Annotated in this window: 18 protein-coding genes; all 18 read left to right on the top strand. The window is 42.2% G+C overall.

Annotation, left to right across the window (positions count from 1 at the left end):
• Position 1 precedes the first annotated feature (1 nt).
• Positions 2-1,576: a cardiolipin synthase gene (cls, locus tag WKT08_RS00475; RefSeq protein WP_041826318.1), complete on the top strand. Its 1,575-nt coding sequence runs from the start codon at positions 2-4 to the stop codon at positions 1,574-1,576.
• A 15-nt stretch (positions 1,577-1,591) separates the two neighbouring features.
• Positions 1,592-2,251, top strand: a complete 660-nt coding sequence (locus WKT08_RS00470; RefSeq protein ID WP_340279501.1) for a DNA alkylation repair protein — start codon at positions 1,592-1,594, stop codon at positions 2,249-2,251.
• A gap of 283 nt (positions 2,252-2,534) precedes the next feature.
• Positions 2,535-3,536, top strand: a complete 1,002-nt coding sequence (locus WKT08_RS00465; protein WP_340279500.1) for a DUF3137 domain-containing protein — start codon at positions 2,535-2,537, stop codon at positions 3,534-3,536.
• Positions 3,533-4,087, top strand: a complete 555-nt coding sequence (locus tag WKT08_RS00460) for a LemA family protein (RefSeq protein WP_150906131.1) — start codon at positions 3,533-3,535, stop codon at positions 4,085-4,087. Before WKT08_RS00465 ends, WKT08_RS00460 begins: the two co-directional genes overlap by 4 nt.
• A gap of 145 nt (positions 4,088-4,232) precedes the next feature.
• Complete coding sequence (locus WKT08_RS00455) at positions 4,233-5,309, top strand: aspartate-semialdehyde dehydrogenase (protein ID WP_036757608.1); 1,077 nt, start codon at positions 4,233-4,235, stop codon at positions 5,307-5,309.
• Between the two features lie 252 nt (positions 5,310-5,561).
• Positions 5,562-6,497, top strand: coding sequence for a 4-hydroxy-tetrahydrodipicolinate synthase (dapA, locus tag WKT08_RS00450; RefSeq protein WP_340279499.1), 936 nt, complete (start codon positions 5,562-5,564; stop codon positions 6,495-6,497).
• A 71-nt stretch (positions 6,498-6,568) separates the two neighbouring features.
• On the top strand, positions 6,569-6,907 hold the full coding sequence (locus WKT08_RS00445; protein ID WP_006597242.1) for an ATP cone domain-containing protein: 339 nt from the start codon (positions 6,569-6,571) through the stop codon (positions 6,905-6,907).
• A gap of 113 nt (positions 6,908-7,020) precedes the next feature.
• Positions 7,021-7,872 carry a ribosome biogenesis GTPase YlqF gene (ylqF, locus tag WKT08_RS00440; protein WP_340279498.1) on the top strand — a complete coding sequence of 284 codons (852 nt, stop codon included), beginning with the start codon at positions 7,021-7,023 and terminating at the stop codon, positions 7,870-7,872.
• The gene (locus tag WKT08_RS00435; RefSeq protein ID WP_340279497.1) at positions 7,859-8,626 is read left to right on the top strand and encodes a ribonuclease HII; all 768 of its coding nucleotides are present in this window, start codon (positions 7,859-7,861) and stop codon (positions 8,624-8,626) included. The genes ylqF and WKT08_RS00435 overlap by 14 nt, the downstream gene beginning before the upstream one ends.
• A gap of 3 nt (positions 8,627-8,629) precedes the next feature.
• On the top strand, positions 8,630-9,547 hold the full coding sequence (locus WKT08_RS00430; RefSeq protein ID WP_340279496.1) for an ROK family protein: 918 nt from the start codon (positions 8,630-8,632) through the stop codon (positions 9,545-9,547).
• A 73-nt stretch (positions 9,548-9,620) separates the two neighbouring features.
• Positions 9,621-10,469 (top strand): DNA-processing protein DprA, encoded by an 849-nt coding sequence (dprA, locus tag WKT08_RS00425; protein WP_150906117.1) that lies wholly within the window; start codon positions 9,621-9,623, stop codon positions 10,467-10,469.
• An 86-nt stretch (positions 10,470-10,555) separates the two neighbouring features.
• Positions 10,556-12,637 (top strand): type I DNA topoisomerase, encoded by a 2,082-nt coding sequence (gene topA / locus WKT08_RS00420; RefSeq protein WP_340279495.1) that lies wholly within the window; start codon positions 10,556-10,558, stop codon positions 12,635-12,637.
• A 106-nt stretch (positions 12,638-12,743) separates the two neighbouring features.
• On the top strand, positions 12,744-13,421 hold the full coding sequence (locus tag WKT08_RS00415; RefSeq protein ID WP_340279494.1) for a SatD family protein: 678 nt from the start codon (positions 12,744-12,746) through the stop codon (positions 13,419-13,421).
• Complete coding sequence (locus WKT08_RS00410) at positions 13,405-14,109, top strand: DUF3307 domain-containing protein (RefSeq protein WP_340279493.1); 705 nt, start codon at positions 13,405-13,407, stop codon at positions 14,107-14,109. The genes WKT08_RS00415 and WKT08_RS00410 overlap by 17 nt, the downstream gene beginning before the upstream one ends.
• Before the next feature lie 154 nt (positions 14,110-14,263).
• Positions 14,264-15,598: a methylenetetrahydrofolate--tRNA-(uracil(54)-C(5))-methyltransferase (FADH(2)-oxidizing) TrmFO gene (gene trmFO / locus WKT08_RS00405; RefSeq protein ID WP_031573201.1), complete on the top strand. Its 1,335-nt coding sequence runs from the start codon at positions 14,264-14,266 to the stop codon at positions 15,596-15,598.
• A gap of 93 nt (positions 15,599-15,691) precedes the next feature.
• Positions 15,692-16,519, top strand: coding sequence for an alpha/beta hydrolase (locus WKT08_RS00400; RefSeq protein ID WP_340279491.1), 828 nt, complete (start codon positions 15,692-15,694; stop codon positions 16,517-16,519).
• 39 nt (positions 16,520-16,558) lie between these two features.
• Complete coding sequence (locus WKT08_RS00395; RefSeq protein WP_003010966.1) at positions 16,559-17,299, top strand: esterase family protein; 741 nt, start codon at positions 16,559-16,561, stop codon at positions 17,297-17,299.
• A 21-nt stretch (positions 17,300-17,320) separates the two neighbouring features.
• Positions 17,321-18,487: an ATP-grasp domain-containing protein gene (locus WKT08_RS00390; protein ID WP_340279489.1), complete on the top strand. Its 1,167-nt coding sequence runs from the start codon at positions 17,321-17,323 to the stop codon at positions 18,485-18,487.
• Positions 18,488-18,540: the final 53 nt, after the last annotated feature.

Genomic DNA, 18,540 nt, shown 5'->3' with positions numbered 1-18,540 from the left:
TATGACTCAAGAACAAAGTGCTAGACTGTTACCTCAAAAGCCCTCCAGATGGACCAAAATTCTACTTAACCGAAAGGTTCCCATTCTCCTGTTCTTCTTACTGGAATTGGCCTTTCTTGTCTTTTCATATCTCAGCCTACAAGAGCATTTCCCATCCATTATCTTATGGGAACACTTGTTGAGTGTCTTTACCTTCTTTTACTTGCTCAATCGTTCCATGGATTCTCGTTCCAAACTGTCCTGGATAATTATCATTGCCCTCTTTCCAATTTTTGGGACGGCTCTGCTTTACTTTTCGTTAGCTGATTTGGGTGTGAGACGCTTGAAGAAGCGGCTTGAGGATGCTACAGTGCAGGCATCCGACCATTTAAGCACCGATCCAGAAGTTGCTGATTATTTATCCCAAAGTGATCGCCAATTACAGAAATTAGCTTATTTTTTGGAGCATAGTCCAGCACAGTTTCCTATCTACAGAGACACAGAGGTTACCTATTTTCCACTTGGAGATGACATGCTTCCAGCCTTGTTGGAGGATTTGAAAAAGGCCGAGCGTTATATCTTCATGGAATATTTCATCATTGACGAAGGGATCATGTGGGGTGAGATTTTAGCTATTTTGGAGGAGAAGGCCAAGGCAGGTCTGGACGTTCGTGTCATGTTTGATGGAATGAATGAGATGACTACCTTGTCCTATGATTATATTGAGCGCTTGCACAAGGTTGGGATAAAAGCTCAGACCTTCTCACCAGTCAAGCCCATTCTATCAACCTATTACAATTACCGAGACCATCGAAAGATTACAGTGATTGATGGTCAAGTTGCTTACACTGGTGGCGTTAATATTGCTGATGAGTATGTCAATAAACGAGAACGCTTTGGTCATTGGAAGGACACAGCCCTTCGATTAGATGGTTCAGCAGTTCAAACGCTAAAAGCTCTCTTTTTGACCATGTGGACAGTGACTGGAATAGAGGATAAAAGGGATGTGGAGTACTATCTACAAGAAAAACCTCAACAAAGAAAGAGTCAGGGCTTTGTACTCCCTTATGGCAATTCACCGTTGACTTATCATAAGGTGGCTGAGGATGTTTATCTTCATTTACTGAATACATCGACCGATTATGTTCACATCATGACGCCGTATCTGATATTGGATGACGAATTGGTTAGAGCTATGACTTTTGCGGCCAAACGAGGAGTAGATGTTCGGATCATTATGCCAGGGATTCCAGATAAACAGTATGCCTTTGATATTGCGACGACCTATTTTAAAGCCCTCTTAGATGCTGGCGTCCGTATTTTCCGTTATACCCCAGGCTTTGTCCATGCTAAAATTTATGTTTCTGATAGCCAACAAGCTGTGGTAGGAACCATTAATACAGACTATCGAAGTCTCTATCAAAATTTTGAAAACGGGGTGTATATCTACAAAAATCTCGAAGTACTTAAGATTGAACAAGATTTTGAGAAAACCCAAGCCCTCTCAGAGGAAGTTACTCTGGAAAGTTTGTCAAAAATGCCTATGGCTCATCGTCTAGGTGGCTTTCTCTTTTCTTTGATTGGACCTTTGATGTAAAAAAGGAGGAATCATATGGATACAAAAATTCTTTTGAAATTGTTAGAAAACCAAGCTGATCCAGCGAAAGTCTCAGCAATGGAAGCTTATATGAAAAATAAATTCAGCTTTCTTGGCGTTCAAAAACCAATTCTCAAAAAGATTGAAAGAGAGTTTTTTAAACCCTTCATAAAGGATCCAATTGATTGGACTTTTGTGGAAGAGTGTTGGCAGCAACCTTACCGTGAGTTCCAATATATTGCTATGGATTATCTGGATAAAAAGAAGAAGGAGCTTAGACCTGAAGATTTTCCAAAGCTAAAGGAATTGGCTCAAACCAAATCATGGTGGGACAGTATAGATCAATTGGACCTTATCATCGGAGAGATTACTTTTCACTATCCAGAAACCAAGCAGGTTATGCTAGATTGGAGTAAGGATCAGGACTTTTGGTTGAGGCGGATTGCCATTGATCACCAGCTTATGAGGAAAGAAAAAACAGATACGGATTTGTTAGAAAAAGTGATCCTCAATAATCTAGGTCAAAGCGAGTTCTTTATAAATAAGGCAATCGGCTGGAGTTTACGCAATTATTCCAAGGTTAATCCGGATTGGGTAGGGGCCTTTATCGACCGCTATCGAGAGCAGTTATCTCCTTTGAGTATTCGAGAAGGAAGCAAGTACCTACCTTCTTGACAGTTTGTGGATGTTCATGGTAAACTAGATTTATGCGATGAGTCGATTGGCTCTTAGGAGCCTTTTGCGCTGAGGAGGTCTACATTCAATTGTAACGCAGGAGCGGACCTTGAACAGTTGTGTGAACCGGCTGTTCTCACCGAAAGGTGCCTCAAATCCTGGTCTTCGGATCAGGATTTTTTTGTGTCTTCAAAGGTCCAAAACTATTATAATACATTTGCTACAAAGTTATGTTGGTGTTATAATATAGTAAAGTGCCTAGGTCAGAAAGGAGTGGAGTTGATTGGGAGATTTCTATCATTCTAATGATTCAGCATCTACAGACTATTCGCAGAAAATTGAAGAGCTTGAAAACTCCAAACAATTTCAGGATGCCATCGGATTGATCCGAGAACAGATGAAGAACAATCTTCAGTGGAATGTTTTGCGATCCTTTGGTATTATTTGCGCCATACTGTCTCTCATTTTATTGCGTTTTGCAGCTATTCCTTTGATCCTTTTAGTTGTTGGTTTGTATTATTGGCCACAATATAAAAAACGAAAAGCCTTGTTTGGGGATCGAATTCGTTCGAACGATGAGATCTATCTTGATGATATCCTTTCGCCTGTATTAAAGGAAGTTTTTCCTCGAGCTTCGATCAAAGAGGACGGTTCCATCCCTTCTGAAGCTCTCTCGCATTTATGTCCTCGGTCGACTGATTTTCTATGTTTCAAAGAGCTATCATTTCATGATGACAAAGAGCTGACAGTGTCAAATCTCTATGCCCATCATACGGAGACTCGTTACCGGACATCTAATGGTCATACGAGGACGGAACATGTGGAAGTTACAGATTTCCTTGGACAAGTGTTCTCTTTACATCTACCGATCAATTTCTCAGGTCATCTTCGAGTTGTGCCAACCAAGAAATCCTTTCTTTTTAAGAGGGAGGTGAATGGGGTTTATCCTGGAGCCAGAGGAGATGAAGTTCAGATTGAAACCGAGGATATTCGCAATAACGAGAATTACAATATTTACTGCACGGATGAACTGTCTGCCCGTAAATTTCTCACCCCTAAGATGTTGGAATGGTTTGATCGACAAATTTCTCAAAATGTCATGTGTGTATTTTTGAAAGACAAGAAACTATTTATTTCTTTGTATACCGATCGCTATATCTTTCCGACGCCCCAAAAACCGGAAGATATTAATCAACTATCTTTGGTATCTGAATATCATAAATTATGCAAAGAACTAGCTTTAATTAAGGAAATAACAGCAATTTTTGAAGGAGAAGCATCATGAATCTCATTATTGGAATCATCCTATTATTTCTTGCCCTATTGGCCATTTGGTTTATTAGTGTAGGAAATCGCCTCAATCGTTATCTAGTAACCATCGAAGAATCAAAGAGAACGGTTGATATCGTTCTCGTAAAACGCTATGATACCATTTCGGAAATGCTAAAAGTAGCCAAAGCCTATGCCAAACACGAGCAAGAGATTTTTACTGATTTAGTTGCTTTACGCCAAGGAGCGACTATTCAAGAATCCAACCAAGTCATTACCAATCAAAATGATGTCTTGGCACAAATTCGTGCAGTCGGTGAAAACTATCCAGAGCTCTTGTCTTCTAACCAATTCTTGGCCTTGCAAAAGGAAATTGCTGACGAAAATGAAGATCTTGCTGCAGCGAAGCGAATTGTTAACAGTAATGTCAGCCACATCAATCAAGAAATTGTTTCATTTCCGGCGTCTATCGTAGCAGGTGTAAAGGGGATCCATCAAGTTCCATTTCTTGCTGAAGAAACACAAGGTAAGAAAGATTTAAGTGACTTGAACTATGACCTGAACTAACGAGCTATTTATGATAAATAACCATCAACAATCCTGGTCTTAGAATCGGGATTTTTTCCTACTGTTGGTACTTTTCATTTATGCCAAAAAATTGTATAATGGTACAAATACTCAATTTTTAGAAAATTTTGAAAGAGGATTTACTATGGGATACACAGTTGCTGTTGTCGGTGCTACAGGTGCCGTTGGTGCTCAAATGATCAAAATGTTGGAAGAATCTACTCTTCCAATCGATAAAATTCGCTACCTTGCGTCAGCACGTTCTGCAGGAAAAGTCTTGCAATTTAAAGGGCAAGACGTGACCATCGAGGAAACGACTGAAGATGCTTTTGAAGGGGTTGATATTGCTCTCTTCTCAGCTGGTGGTTCAACATCTGCCAAATATGCACCTTATGCGGTAAAAGCAGGCGCAGTAGTGGTTGATAACACTTCTTATTTCCGTCAAAATCCGGATGTCCCATTGGTTGTTCCTGAAGTGAATGCCCATGCTCTTGATGCTCACAACGGAATCATCTCTTGTCCAAACTGTTCAACCATTCAAATGATGGTAGCTCTTGAGCCAGTTCGTCAAAAATGGGGCTTGGACCGTATCATCGTGTCTACTTACCAAGCTGTTTCAGGTGCTGGTATGGGAGCTATTCTTGAAACCCAACGTGAGTTGAAAGAAGTCTTAAATGATGGAGTTAATCCACGTGATGTTAAAGCAGAAATCTTACCTTCAGGTGGAGATAAGAAACACTATCCAATCGCCTTCAACGCTCTTCCACAAATTGATGTCTTCACAGATAATGACTACACATACGAAGAAATGAAGATGACAAACGAGACTAAGAAAATTATGGAAGACGATAGCATTGCTGTTTCAGCAACTTGTGTGCGGATTCCAGTCTTGTCAGCTCACTCAGAGTCAGTCTACATTGAAACAAAAGAAGTGGCACCAATTGACGAAGTGAAAGCTGCTATTGCAGAATTTCCAGGTGCAGTCCTTGAAGATGATGTTGCTCACCAAATCTATCCTCAAGCAGTCAATGCTGTAGGTTCACGTGATACCTTCGTTGGACGGATTCGTAGAGACTTGGATGCTGAAAAAGGAATCCACATGTGGGTTGTTTCAGATAACCTCCTTAAAGGAGCTGCTTGGAACTCAGTCCAAATCGCAGAAACCCTTCACGAACGTGGACTCGTACGTCCAACAGCTGAATTGAAGTTTGAATTGAAATAGGGAGAAAAACAGAAATCAGTAACTCGAAGAGTTTGATTTCGTAGTTTTTCCCCCGCACAGTTGATTAGGAAGTACGAATGTTGCAAACATGAGTAGTTCCAATCAACCACTGCGTCACGATTCAGAAATCTGCAACTCGAAGAGTTTGATTTCTTCCTCAGCTTTCTAACGAATCAACTTGTTTTATGAACAGATCATGAGGCAAAGGCAAGCAAGCCCCAGCCTCTTTCTTATATAGAGAAAGGTTTTTCTATGTCTTATAATGATTTAAAAGATTGTAAAATCATCACTGCATTTATCACCCCCTTCCATGAAGATGGAACCATTAATTTTGACGCTCTTCCTGACTTGGTCGAGCACCTCTTGGCTCATCATACAGACGGGATTCTCTTAGCTGGAACGACTGCGGAAAGTCCAACTCTGACCCACGATGAGGAATTGCAACTCTTTGCGGCTGTTCAAAAGATTGTCAATGGTCGAGTTCCTTTGATCGCTGGTGTCGGAACCAATGAAACCCGCGACTCGATTGAGTTCGTTAAAGAAGTGGATGCTTTTGGTGGCTTTGCAGCAGGATTGGCTATCGTCCCTTACTACAACAAACCATCCCAAGAAGGAATGTATCAACACTTTAAAGCGATTGCGGATGCATCTAATCTTCCGATTATTATCTACAATATTCCAGGGCGAGTGGTTGTCGAAATGACACCAGAAACCATGCTTCGTTTGGCAGAACACCCAAATATCATTGGGGTAAAAGAGTGTACAACCCTGGCTAATATGGCCTACTTGATTGAACACAAGCCAGAAGAATTTCTCGTCTATACAGGGGAAGATGGAGATGCTTTCCATGCGATGAACCTTGGGGCTGATGGAGTGATCTCAGTGGCTTCTCATACAAATGGAGATGAAATGCATGAGATGTTCCAAGCCATTGAACACAACGATATTAAAAAGGCTGCGGCTATCCAACGTCAATTTATCCCTAAAGTCAATGCTCTCTTCTCATATCCGAGTCCAGCTCCTGTCAAAGCTGTCTTAAACTATATGGGCTTTGAAGCAGGGCCAACTCGTTTGCCATTGGTGCCAGCACCGGCAGAAGAAGCGAAACGTATCATCAAGGTTGTAGTAGATGGGGATTACCATGCTACTAAAGAGATCATTACGGGAGTCCTTCGTCCGGATTATTGATGTCTTAGATTCTTGACAAATCCCCTATTTATTAAGATAATAGAAGTATATTGATGATCAAGGAGAATAAGATGGAAGTCATTAAACGTAGTGGTGAAGTTGTAGAATTTGACCCAGATAAAATCTATCAAGCTGTTTTGAAGGCAGCACAAACAGTTTATGTCTTGACGGATGATCTTCGCCAAAACTTGGCGCAAGTGACCAAGAAAGTTGTGATGGATTTGGAAGAAGCTAAAGTGGAACGTGCGACGATCAGCATGATCCAGTCAATGGTTGAGCACCGTTTACTTGGTGCTGGTTATATTACCATTGCTGAACACTATATTTCTTATCGCTTGCAACGTGATTTGGAACGAAGTGGTTATGGAGACCACATCGCTGTGCATTTGCATTTTGAGCAAATTCGCTAAAATATAAAATTGAAGTTACTTCGGTAGCTTCTTTTTAGTATTTTTATTAATCACTGAGAATTCAAGAAAACATGGTATAATAGAAGAGATTGAACTGGAAAGGAATGGAGAACATGGCAACTATACAATGGTTTCCTGGACACATGTCCAAAGCTAGAAGACAAGTACAAGAAAATTTAAAATTCGTGGATTTTGTGACGGTTTTGGTAGATGCTCGTTTGCCCCTATCAAGCCAAAATCCTATGTTAACAAAAATTGTTGGTGATAAGCCCAAATTAATGATTTTAAACAAGGTAGACTTGGCAGATCCTGTTGCAACAAAAGAATGGCAGGACTATTTTGAATCTCAAGGCATCAAAACCCTATCTATTAACTCCAAAGAGCAATCTACAGTTAAAAAAGTAACAGATGCAGCAAAGAGTTTGATGGCCGATAAAATTGCCCGTCAAAAGGAACGGGGAATTCAGATTGAAACTCTTCGGACCATGATTATCGGGATTCCTAATGCTGGGAAATCAACTCTGATGAACCGCTTAGCGGGGAAAAAGATTGCTGTTGTTGGAAATAAACCAGGGGTGACCAAGGGGCAACAATGGTTGAAAACCAATAAAGACCTTGAAATCTTGGATACCCCAGGGATTCTCTGGCCAAAGTTTGAAGATGAAGAAGTGGCTTTAAAGCTCGCCTTAACAGGAGCGATAAAGGATCAGTTGCTTCCAATGGATGAAGTGACCATCTTTGGCCTTAACTATTTTAAAGAGCATTATCCAGCTGTTTTGCAGGAACGTTTTAAACAAATGGATCTGGAACAAGAAGCTCCTGAAATCATTATGGAAATGACCCAGAAATTAGGATTTCGTGAAGATTACGACCGTTTTTACCAACTCTTTGTTAAAGACGTCCGCGATGGAAAATTGGGACGCTATACGCTGGATCGTGTAGGGGAAATTGATGGCAACAATTAAAGAAGTTAAAGAGCGTTTGGCAATGATTGACGAGCTAGATCATCCCTTCTTTGAAGAGTTGATCCTTGATGGTCGAGCAGGCGTTCAAGCGGCTATCAGCAAACGAAAACGCGAACTCCAAAAACAAGTGGACGAAGATTTGCGTTTGGAAAAAATGCTAGCCTATGAAAAAGAACTTTATACTCAAGGGATTCAGCTCATTGCAGGAGTGGATGAAGTGGGACGTGGTCCATTAGCGGGACCAGTTGTTGCAGCAGCCGTCATTCTGCCGAAAGCTTGTAAGATTCCCGGACTCAACGATAGTAAAAAGATTCCAAAATCCAAACACAAGGAAATCTATGAAGCTGTGCTCCAAAACGCCGTTGCGATCGGAATCGGCATCAAGGATAATCAAGTGATAGACCAGGTTAATATCTATGAAGCTACGAAGCTAGCCATGATGGAGGCCATTGGTCAGCTAGAGCCTCAACCCCAACATCTTTTGATTGATGCCATGAGGTTAGATCTTCCTATTTCCCAAACTAGTATCATCAAAGGGGATGCCAACTCCTTATCCATTGCTGCAGCATCTATCGTAGCCAAGGTGACTCGGGATCAGATGATGGAAGAGTTTGATCGCGAATATCCGGGTTATGATTTTGCTCAGAACGCTGGTTATGGGACTACTAAGCATCTGGCTGGCCTCGACCAACTGGGAGTGACGCCTATCCATCGGCGTTCATTTGAACCCGTCAAATCAATGTGTGAGGATTAGGTCATGCTATTTACCATCGATATCGGAGGGACCTTTATAAAGTACGGTCTGATGGATGCAGACTATCAATTGATCCGTACAGACAAGATCCCAACACCATCTACGATTGAGGACTTTTGGCAAGGATTAGAAGGAATCGTTGCTCCTGTACGGGAAGAAATCGAGGGAATCGCCATTTCATGCCCTGGTGAGATCCAAAAGAGCCTTGGCTTTGTCTTTCGAGGTGGTCTCATTCCATATTTGCGAGGCATTCCTCTAGCTAGTAGATTGCAACAAACATTTCAAGTACCCGTCACCGTTCTTAATGATGGAGAAGCTGCTGGTCTAGCGGAAGCAAGGCTTGGCAATCTAAAAGATTGTTCTTGCGGTGCGACCTTGGTCTTAGGGACAGGAGTCGGCCTCGCTCTTCTTTCGAATGGTGACCTATTGAGAGGATGGCAACTGACAGAATACATTCGGTCTATTGATAAGGCAGAAAGAACACCAGAAAATCGCCGCTTTCATCGCGAACTCTTTTTGCAAGGTATTTCCAATCTTTTGGAAAACACCGGTTCTGCTGTTCAATTTGTTGAGAAAGCTAGTCACATCTTGAACCTAGAAAAGGCAGATGGTATAGCTGTTTTCAAAGCTCTTGATCAAGAGGGCAACGAGGAGCTGACATCCTTGTTTCAGGAGTATTGTCATGATATTGCTATTCTGATTTTTAATCTTCAATCTTTGCTCTTGCTTGAAAAGGTGACGATTGGCGGGGGCATTAGTGGTCAACCACTACTGATCGATGAGATCAGTCGACAATACCATGAGCTGCTCTCTCAAAAAGGTCATAAACAATTTGAGGCCTTGCCGATCCAAGCGGCTCGCTTCCATAATGAAAGCAACTTGATTGGTGCCGCATCTTACTTTTATTTTTCGACACATTAAAAAAAGTTCTAGGAATAGAGCTTTTTTTCTTTTCTTTTTCGAATAAATAAGTGAGAGGAAGTAGAAGGTGACCATGGAGAAATTTGAAATCTTTAAATTAAAAGAAGCCGGTTTATCAAATGAGCAAGTCTTGAGAGTCTTGGACTACTGTAGGAAAGAGCAAGTCTTACCAAGCTTAGAAGAGATAGCAAGGATCGCTCGCTGTCGCAGTATCCTTCATTTTGTAGACAAATACCGGCAACTAGATGAAGACCATTTACACAAGGAGTTTGAACGGTTCCCATCTCTATCCATTTTTGATCCAGAATACCCTGAGGAATTGCTACAGATCTACAATCCTCCTGTACTCCTTTTTTACCAAGGGGATTTGGAGCTGTTAACCAGACCGAAGATCGCAGTTGTTGGAGCTCGGGAGACCACGCGAGAAGGGGTTCGTTCTGTAGAGAAGATTATTAAGGAACTTGGGAATGAATTGGTCATTGTTAGTGGACTTGCTAAGGGAATTGATGCGACCGCTCATTATGCCAGTATCCGAAATGGTGGCAAGACCATCGGAGTGATAGGAACGGGACTGGATGTCTTTTATCCTAAGAGCAATCAAAGACTGCAGGCGCATATGGGGGAACACCATCTGATCTTGAGCGAGTATGGTCCAGGTCAGGCACCACTTAAGTTTCATTTTCCTGAGCGAAACCGCATCATTGCAGGTCTCTGTCAGGCAGTGATTGTGGCAGAAGCTCGACTCCGTTCAGGCAGTTTGATTACTTGTGAGCGTGCTATGGAAGAAGGACGAGACGTTTTTGCTATTCCAGGAAATATTTTAGATGGAAAATCTGCAGGCTGCCATCATCTGATTCAAGAAGGTGCAAAGCTTGTCACCTCAGGCCAGGACATTCTTGATGAATTGAAATACGAATTGTGATTTTCCTATAGGAGAAGTTCCTAGTTGACATCTTTCTTAAAATGTATTAAACTCAATGAGATTTATACAATACAGAGGGATAAAACGTGGTAACAAAAAAGAAAAGCAGTACAACCAAGAAAAATTTGGTGATTGTGGAGTCTCCTGCTAAGGCCAAAACAATCGAGAAATACCTTGGTCGTAACTACAAAGTCATGGCTAGTGTTGGCCATATTCGGGACCTGAAAAAATCTACGATGTCGATTGACTTCGACAATAACTATGAACCGGAGTATATCAATATTCGCGGGAAAGGTCCCTTGATCAATGATTTGAAAAAAGAAGCTAAAAAAGCCAAACAAGTCTTTCTCGCAAGTGACCCGGACCGAGAAGGAGAAGCTATTTCTTGGCATTTAGCGCATATTTTGAACTTGGATGCTAAAGAAAAAAACCGTGTGGTCTTTAACGAAATCACCAAGGATGCCGTTAAAAATGCCTTTAAAGAACCGCGCCAAATCGATATGGACTTGGTCGATGCCCAACAAGCACGTCGTGTCTTGGACCGGATTGTAGGGTATTCCATTTCGCCTATTCTTTGGAAAAAGGTCAAAAAAGGACTTTCTGCAGGGCGCGTGCAATCTGTTGCCCTCAAATTAATCATTGATCGTGAAAATGAAATCAATGATTTCAAGCCGGAAGAATACTGGACCATTGATGGTGTCTTCAAAAAAGGGACCAAACAATTCCAAGCTAGCTTCTATGGGATTGATGGCAAGAAGATGAAGCTCAACACCAATGAAGAGGTGAAAGCAGTTCTTGAACGCTTAGATGGCAAAGATTTTACCGTTGAAAAAGTTGAAAAGAAAGAACGTCGTCGGAATGCGCCACTTCCATACACCACCTCTTCTATGCAGATGGATGCAGCCAATAAGATTAACTTCCGTACACGCAAGACCATGATGGTCGCTCAGCAATTGTACGAAGGAATCAATATTGGCTCTGGTGTTCAAGGTTTGATTACCTATATGCGTACCGACTCCACACGGATCAGTCCGGTTGCGCAAAATGAGGCAGCTAACTTTATCGTGGATCGCTTCGGTGAGAAATATTCTAAGCATGGAAGCCGTGTGAAGAATGCTTCTGGTGCCCAAGATGCCCACGAAGCGATTCGTCCGTCTAGCGTCTTCAATACTCCTGAGAGCATTGCTAAATACTTAGACAAAGACCAATTGAAACTCTACACCTTGATTTGGAATCGTTTTGTCGCTAGCCAGATGACGGCAGCTGTCTTTGATACCATGAATGTCCGTTTGGGTCAAAATGGGGTTCAATATACAGCGAATGGGAGTCAGGTAAAGTTTGACGGTTATTTGGCGATTTATAATGATTCAGACAAAAACAAGATGTTGCCGGACATGGTAGAAGGCGATATCGTCAAGCAGGTCAATAGCAAGCCTGAGCAACACTTTACCCAACCACCGGCCCGTTATTCTGAAGCGACTTTGATTAAGACGTTGGAGGAAAATGGAGTAGGTCGCCCTTCAACCTATGCTCCGACGATTGAGACTATTCAAAAACGCTATTATGTGAAGCTGGTAGCTAAACGCTTTGAACCAACGGAATTAGGGGAGATCGTTAATAAACTGATCGTTGAATTCTTCCCAGATATTGTCAATGTGACCTTCACAGCGGAGATGGAAGGGAAACTCGATGATGTCGAACTCGGAAAAGAAGAGTGGCAAAAAGTCATTGATGCCTTCTACAAACCATTCTCTAAAGAAGTCGCCAAGGCTGAAGAAGAGATGGAAAAAATCCAAATCAAAGATGAACCAGCTGGTTTTGATTGTGAAGTCTGTGGCAGCCCGATGGTGATTAAATTAGGACGTTTTGGTAAGTTCTATGCTTGTAGTAATTTCCCAGATTGTCGCCATACCCAAGCGATTGTCAAAGAAATTGGGGTGGAATGTCCAAACTGTCATCAGGGACAAATCATCGAGCGTAAAACCAAGCGCAACCGTATCTTCTATGGATGCAATCGCTATCCAGAGTGTGAATTTACCTCTTGGGATAAGACGATTGGCCGGGATTGTCCAAAATGTGGCCACTACTTAGTTGAGAAAAAAGTTCGTGGTGGCGGCAAACAAGTCGTATGTAGCAATGGCGACTACGAAGAAGAAAAAGTGAAATAAGCTTTCAAATAATTCAATGTCTATTATAACGGCAATTTTTATAATTGTCTGTTATAATAGACATTTTGTGTTTTTTTCGTTATAATAGACATAAGGAGGTGGGCTTATGTATCTTGCTTTGATTGCAGATGTGATTGATTCCAAAATCGTACAAGAACGTTTTGACCTGCAAAAACAGTTAGAAAAAACCCTTCAAAAGATCAATGAGCTTTTTAAAGACTGCCTAGCATCGGCTTTTACCTTAACTTTGGGCGATGAGTTTCAGGCGCTTTTGAAAGTAGAGGCTCCCGTTTTTCAAATTATCGATACCTTGCGTTCAGAACTAAAACCGACTCAACTTCGTTTCGGCATTGGCCTCGGGGAGATTGTAACGGATATTGATCCTCTGCAAAGTATCGGTGCAGATGGACCAGCCTATTGGAATGCACGCGCAGCCATTAATCTGGTCCATCAGAAAAATGATTATGGCAATACCCAGATCTATTTTTTGAGCGGTAATGACAGCCAGGACTTAGTGGTGAATGCGCTCATCGCTTCTGGAGAGGCCATACGTTCAAGCTGGAGAGAGAGTCAGGAAGAGATCCTGCTCAATCTGCTAAAGAGATCTGTCTATAGTGAAAACTTTAGTCAGCAAGATTTGGCCCAATCGCTAGGGCTTAACCCAAGTGCCCTGTCCAAGCGCTTAAAGAGTAGCAGTATTCGTGTTTATTTACGGGGACGAGCAGCAGCACTAGCTTGTATTCAAAGCTTAGAGAAAGGAGAGGCCCATGAGCGGATTGTCTAGTATCGTAACGAATCCATACTTGATCCTTTTGTTGATTTGTCATTTGTTATCGGATTATTATTTTCAAAGTCAAAAGATGGCGGATCGCAAGGATCAGGATAAGAAGGTGCTCGGGCTTCACATTCTATATGTGGCTTTGCCTTTGTTCATTGTTTCTCTCTGTCATCTAGACTTGTGGTGGATTTGCTTGGTCATTTTACTGACTCATGCTGGAATAGATTTCTTAAAACCGATCGTGCAGAAGCAATTGAAATTACCAACCGCATGGACCTTTGCCTTGGATCAAGTCTTGCATATCTGCATCATTAGCTGTCTAGTCCTTTTAGGAGCGAAGAATGGTTCGACCTATCTGCCTTTGGACATTTTAAATCTAATCTTTTATGTCCTACTAGTTGGGAAACCGAGCAATATTGCCTTTAAAATTCTGTTTACCAAGTATCAACCCACTAGCAAGAAGAAAATGGATACGATCACTGGGGCTGGTTCTATGATTGGCTTTTTAGAGCGTTTGGTGATTGGTGCCTGTCTGGTCTATGGGCAATTTGCTTCTATCGGCCTAGTATTTACAGCCAAGTCCATCGCCCGCTATAATAAAATTTCGGAGAATCCAGCCTTTGCGGAGTATTACTTGATCGGGTCCTTGTTCAGTATCCTATCTGCCCTCTTAGCAGCTTGGTTGTGTCTATAAGAAAATAAATAGTAAAGTCTAAGACAGGAAGGAAAAGCTTCCCTGTCTTTTTACTTGGCTTTTTGGTATAATGGACCAAGTAGAAAATTAGAAAGATTTGTGGGTGTCTAACAGTTCAGTGAGGTGTTTTGATACCCAAAGAGGTATTAGTGTCATGTCTCAATCTTATATCAATGTGATCGGTGCGGGCCTTGCAGGCTCGGAAGCAGCTTACCAGATTGCCCAACAGGGAATTCCGGTCAAGCTTTATGAAATGCGTGGAGTCAAATCCACTCCGCAACATAAAACAGACAACTTTGCTGAGTTAGTGTGTTCCAACTCTCTTCGTGGGGATTCTCTCACCAATGCTGTCGGGCTCCTCAAAGAAGAAATGCGCCGTCTGGGTTCTGTCATCCTTGAAGCAGCGGAAGCGACTCGTGTACCTGCCGGTGGAGCACTGGCTGTGGACCGAGAAGGTTTTGCTAGCCGGGTGACGGAGAAGGTGTCCCAACACCCTCTCATTGAAGTCATTCGTGATGAAATTACGGAATTGCCGACAGATGCTATCACAGTGGTCGCAACGGGGCCTCTAACCAGCGATGCCTTGGCAGAAAAGATCCATGCTCTCAATGGTGGCGATGGTTTCTATTTCTATGATGCAGCAGCTCCGATTATCGATGTCAATACCGTTGATATGAACAAGGTCTATCTCAAGTCACGCTATGACAAGGGAGAAGCAGCTTATCTCAACTGCCCAATGACCAAACAAGAATTTATGGACTTCCACGAGGCCTTGGTCAATGCTGAAGAAGCCCCGCTCAACTCTTTTGAAAAAGAAAAGTATTTCGAAGGCTGTATGCCCATTGAAGTCATGGCCAAACGTGGTATCAAAACCATGCTCTATGGTCCTATGAAGCCAGTTGGACTCGAGTATCCAGATGATTACAAAGGGCCACGTGATGGGGAGTTTAAGACACCCTACGCAGTCGTTCAGTTGCGCCAAGACAATGCGGCTGCCAGCCTCTACAATATCGTCGGCTTTCAAACTCACCTTAAATGGGGCGAACAAAAACGGGTCTTCCAAATGATTCCAGGTTTGGAACATGCGGAGTTTGTCAGATACGGCGTCATGCACCGCAATTCCTACATGGATTCTCCAAATCTGCTGGAACAAACCTACCGCTCGAAGAAACAACCAAATCTCTTCTTTGCAGGTCAAATGACAGGTGTAGAAGGCTATGTTGAGTCAGCGGCCTCAGGTTTGGTAGCTGGAATCAATGCCGCTCGCCTTTTCAAAGGAGAAGAAGCAGCGATTTTCCCTGAAACGACAGCTATCGGAAGCCTGGCTCACTATATCACCCATGCAGATAGCAAGCATTTCCAACCCATGAATGTCAACTTCGGGATTATCAAAGAGCTAGAAGGACCACGCATTCGGGATAAAAAGGAACGTTATGAGAAAATTGCCGAACGTTCTTTACAAGATTTGGCTCAGTTTATGGAAAAATAACCCAAGAAAGGAAAAAGTTTGGAGAAAATCCAGACTTTTTCTTCTAAAAATGGTATAATGAATAAAATTTAGAATATAGAGAGTTTTCTGACAATGAACAAATCCTATTTTTATTTAGATATGAAGACACACGAGTTGAAAGTGCCTTATACCGGAAAACTCCGTCGTGTGCGAGTCTTATTACCTAAGAATTATGAAACGGATACAGATAGACGTTACCCTGTTGTTTATTTCCACGATGGGCAAAATGTCTTGTATAGCAAGGAAGCTTATGCGGGTCATTCCTGGAAGGTGATTCCAGCCATTAAGCGGAATCCAGATATTAGTCGCATGATTGTTGTTGCGATCGATAATGATGGTTTCCAACGCATGAATGAATACTCTGCCTGGAAGTACAAGGAATCTAATATTCCTGGCATGCAATTTGGTGGCAAGGGAGTTGAGTACGGCGAATTTGTCATGGAGGTGGTGAAACCTTTTATCGACCAAGAATACCGGACTCTTGCTGATCGAGAACATACGGCCATGATTGGATCTTCCTTGGGTGGGAATATTACCCAATTCTTGGGCTTAGAGTACCAAGATCAAATTGGTTGTTTAGGTGTCTTTTCATCTGCTAACTGGCTACACCAAGATGCCTTCAATCATTATATCGAACGCAAAAAATTATATGCAGATCAACGGATCTACATCTATGTAGGTACTGAAGAGGCGGATGATACGGATAAAACCCTAATGGCAGGAAACATCAAGCAAGCCTATATCGATTCATCACTTCGTTATTATCACGACGTCATTCAACAAGGGGTGGATCTCAATCATATTGCCATTCGGATTCAATCTGGGGCTATTCACCACGAAGAAGCTTGGGCTGAACATTTACCTGAATGCCTTCGCTTTTTGGCAGAAAAATGGGATTAATAGACTGTAAATTGAAGAAATAAAGGAAAGAGGGAACTTATGAATATTGAACATTTAAGCCACTGGAGTGGCCAACTCAACCGTGAAATGTATCTGAACCGCTATGGACATGCAGGGATTCCTGTTGTGGTCTTTGCCTCCTCAGGTGGCAGCCATAACGAGTACTATGACTTTGGTATGATTGATGCTTGTGCTCAATTTATCGAAGAAGGACGGGTTCAATTCTTTACCCTTTCGAGTGTGGATAGTGATAGCTGGCTTTGTAATTGGAAGAATCCTCACGATCGAGCAGAAATGCACCGAGCTTATGAACGCTATGTGATTGAAGAAGCCATTCCTTTTATCAAACACAAAACAGGCTGGTTTGATCCGATGATGACAACTGGTTGCTCTATGGGAGCCTACCACGCGCTCAACTTCTTCTTGCAACATCCAGATGTCTTTAACAAAGTGATTGCCTTGAGTGGTGTCTATGACGCTCGTTTCTTTGTTGGTGACTTTGGAGGCGATGAAGCAATTTACCAAAACTCGCCATCTGATTATATTTGGAACCAAAACGATGGCTGGTTTATCGATCGTTACCGTCAGGCTGAAATCGTTGTTTGTACTGGTTTAGGGGCTTGGGAACAAGATGGACTTCCATCTTTCTACAAACTGAAAGAAGCCTTTGATCACAAAAATATTCCTGCATGGTTCGCTGAATGGGGACATGATGTCGCCCACGATTGGGAATGGTGGCGCAAACAAATGCCATATTTCCTAGGCCAAATGTATCTATAAGTAAAAAGGGAGGAGACCTCAATGAATTATATCGTTATTTCACCATATTACCCACAAAACTTCCAACAATTTACCATCGAACTGGCTAATAAAGGGATCACTGTCTTGGGAATTGGTCAAGAGCCATATGAACAGTTAGATGAGCCTTTGCGCAACAGCTTAACAGAATATTTCCGTGTTGAAAACTTGGAAAATCTGGATGAAGTGAAGCGTGCAGTAGCCTTTCTCTTTTACAAACATGGCCCAATTGATCGTATCGAATCCCACAATGAGTATTGGTTGGAATTGGATGCGGCGCTTCGGGAGCAATTCAATGTCTTCGGGGCTAAGCCAAAAGATCTGAAGAAAACCAAGTTCAAATCAGAAATGAAGAAACTCTTCAAGAAGGCTGGAGTCCCAGTCGTACCTGGTGCAGTAGTTAAAACAGAAAAAGACATTGATAAGGCCGTGAAGAAGATTGGGTTACCATTGATTGCTAAGCCTGACAATGGGGTAGGAGCAGCAGCGACCTTCAAGATCGAAACGCCAGAAGATGTGGACCATTTCAAGGCAGAATGGGATGGCCACACAGAGTACTTCTTTGAGAAATTTGTCACTTCTAGCGAGATTTGTACCTTTGATGGTCTAGTGGATCGTGACGGCAACATTGTTTTTTCAACGACCTTCGACTATGCCTATACGCCACTCGATTTGATGCTCTACAAGATGGACAACTCTTATTATGTTCTTAAAGAGATGGATCCAAAATTGCGTCAATACGGGGAAGCGATTGTCAAAGCCTTTGGTATGAAAGAACGTTTCTTCCACATTGAGTTCTTCCGCGATGGGGATGACTATATTGCGATCGAGTACAATAATCGCCCTGCAGGTGGCTTTACCATCGACGTCTACAACTATGCTCACTCGATTGATTTGTACCGTGGCTATGCTGCCATCGTAGCTGGAGAACCTTTCCCAGCTTCTGAGTTTGAGCCTTTATATTGCTTGGCAACTTCTCGTCGTGCCAATGCGGCCTATGCTCTGTCAGAGGAAGAAGTTTTGGCTAAATACCATGATCAATTCCGTGTCAAGAAAGACATGCCAGCAGCTTTTGCGGAACTTCAGGGAGATTACCTCTATATGCTTACAACACCTAGTCGTGAAGTAATGGAACAAATGATTCATGACTTTGGTCAACGCCAATCATAAGATAACGACCGGTAGGATAGGATCCTATCGGTTTTTTTATATGTATAGCAAAG

This window comes from Streptococcus sp. HCA-5024, from assembly GCF_037890265.1.
Taxonomy (GTDB): Bacteria; Bacillota; Bacilli; order Lactobacillales; family Streptococcaceae; genus Streptococcus; species Streptococcus lingualis.
Note: the sequence above shows the minus strand (reverse complement) of the source record. Positions and strands in the feature narration are given on the sequence as shown.

Bases quoted from the DNA above. Each gene is read 5' to 3' on its own strand.
- trmFO (WP_031573201.1), top strand. From the start codon at position 14,264: ATGTCTCAATCTTATATCAATGTGATCGGTGCGGGCCTTGCAGGCTCG.
- WKT08_RS00415 (WP_340279494.1), top strand. From the start codon at position 12,744: ATGTATCTTGCTTTGATTGCAGATGTGATTGATTCCAAAATCGTACAA.
- ylqF (WP_340279498.1), top strand. From the start codon at position 7,021: ATGGCAACTATACAATGGTTTCCTGGACACATGTCCAAAGCTAGAAGA.
- WKT08_RS00430 (WP_340279496.1), top strand. From the start codon at position 8,630: ATGCTATTTACCATCGATATCGGAGGGACCTTTATAAAGTACGGTCTG.
- dapA (WP_340279499.1), top strand. From the start codon at position 5,562: ATGTCTTATAATGATTTAAAAGATTGTAAAATCATCACTGCATTTATC.
- dprA (WP_150906117.1), top strand. From the start codon at position 9,621: ATGGAGAAATTTGAAATCTTTAAATTAAAAGAAGCCGGTTTATCAAAT.
- WKT08_RS00455 (WP_036757608.1), top strand. From the start codon at position 4,233: ATGGGATACACAGTTGCTGTTGTCGGTGCTACAGGTGCCGTTGGTGCT.
- WKT08_RS00390 (WP_340279489.1), top strand. From the start codon at position 17,321: ATGAATTATATCGTTATTTCACCATATTACCCACAAAACTTCCAACAA.
- WKT08_RS00445 (WP_006597242.1), top strand. From the start codon at position 6,569: ATGGAAGTCATTAAACGTAGTGGTGAAGTTGTAGAATTTGACCCAGAT.
- WKT08_RS00395 (WP_003010966.1), top strand. From the start codon at position 16,559: ATGAATATTGAACATTTAAGCCACTGGAGTGGCCAACTCAACCGTGAA.
- cls (WP_041826318.1), top strand. From the start codon at position 2: ATGACTCAAGAACAAAGTGCTAGACTGTTACCTCAAAAGCCCTCCAGA.
- WKT08_RS00400 (WP_340279491.1), top strand. From the start codon at position 15,692: ATGAACAAATCCTATTTTTATTTAGATATGAAGACACACGAGTTGAAA.
- WKT08_RS00460 (WP_150906131.1), top strand. From the start codon at position 3,533: ATGAATCTCATTATTGGAATCATCCTATTATTTCTTGCCCTATTGGCC.
- WKT08_RS00435 (WP_340279497.1), top strand. From the start codon at position 7,859: ATGGCAACAATTAAAGAAGTTAAAGAGCGTTTGGCAATGATTGACGAG.
- WKT08_RS00410 (WP_340279493.1), top strand. From the start codon at position 13,405: ATGAGCGGATTGTCTAGTATCGTAACGAATCCATACTTGATCCTTTTG.
- WKT08_RS00470 (WP_340279501.1), top strand. From the start codon at position 1,592: ATGGATACAAAAATTCTTTTGAAATTGTTAGAAAACCAAGCTGATCCA.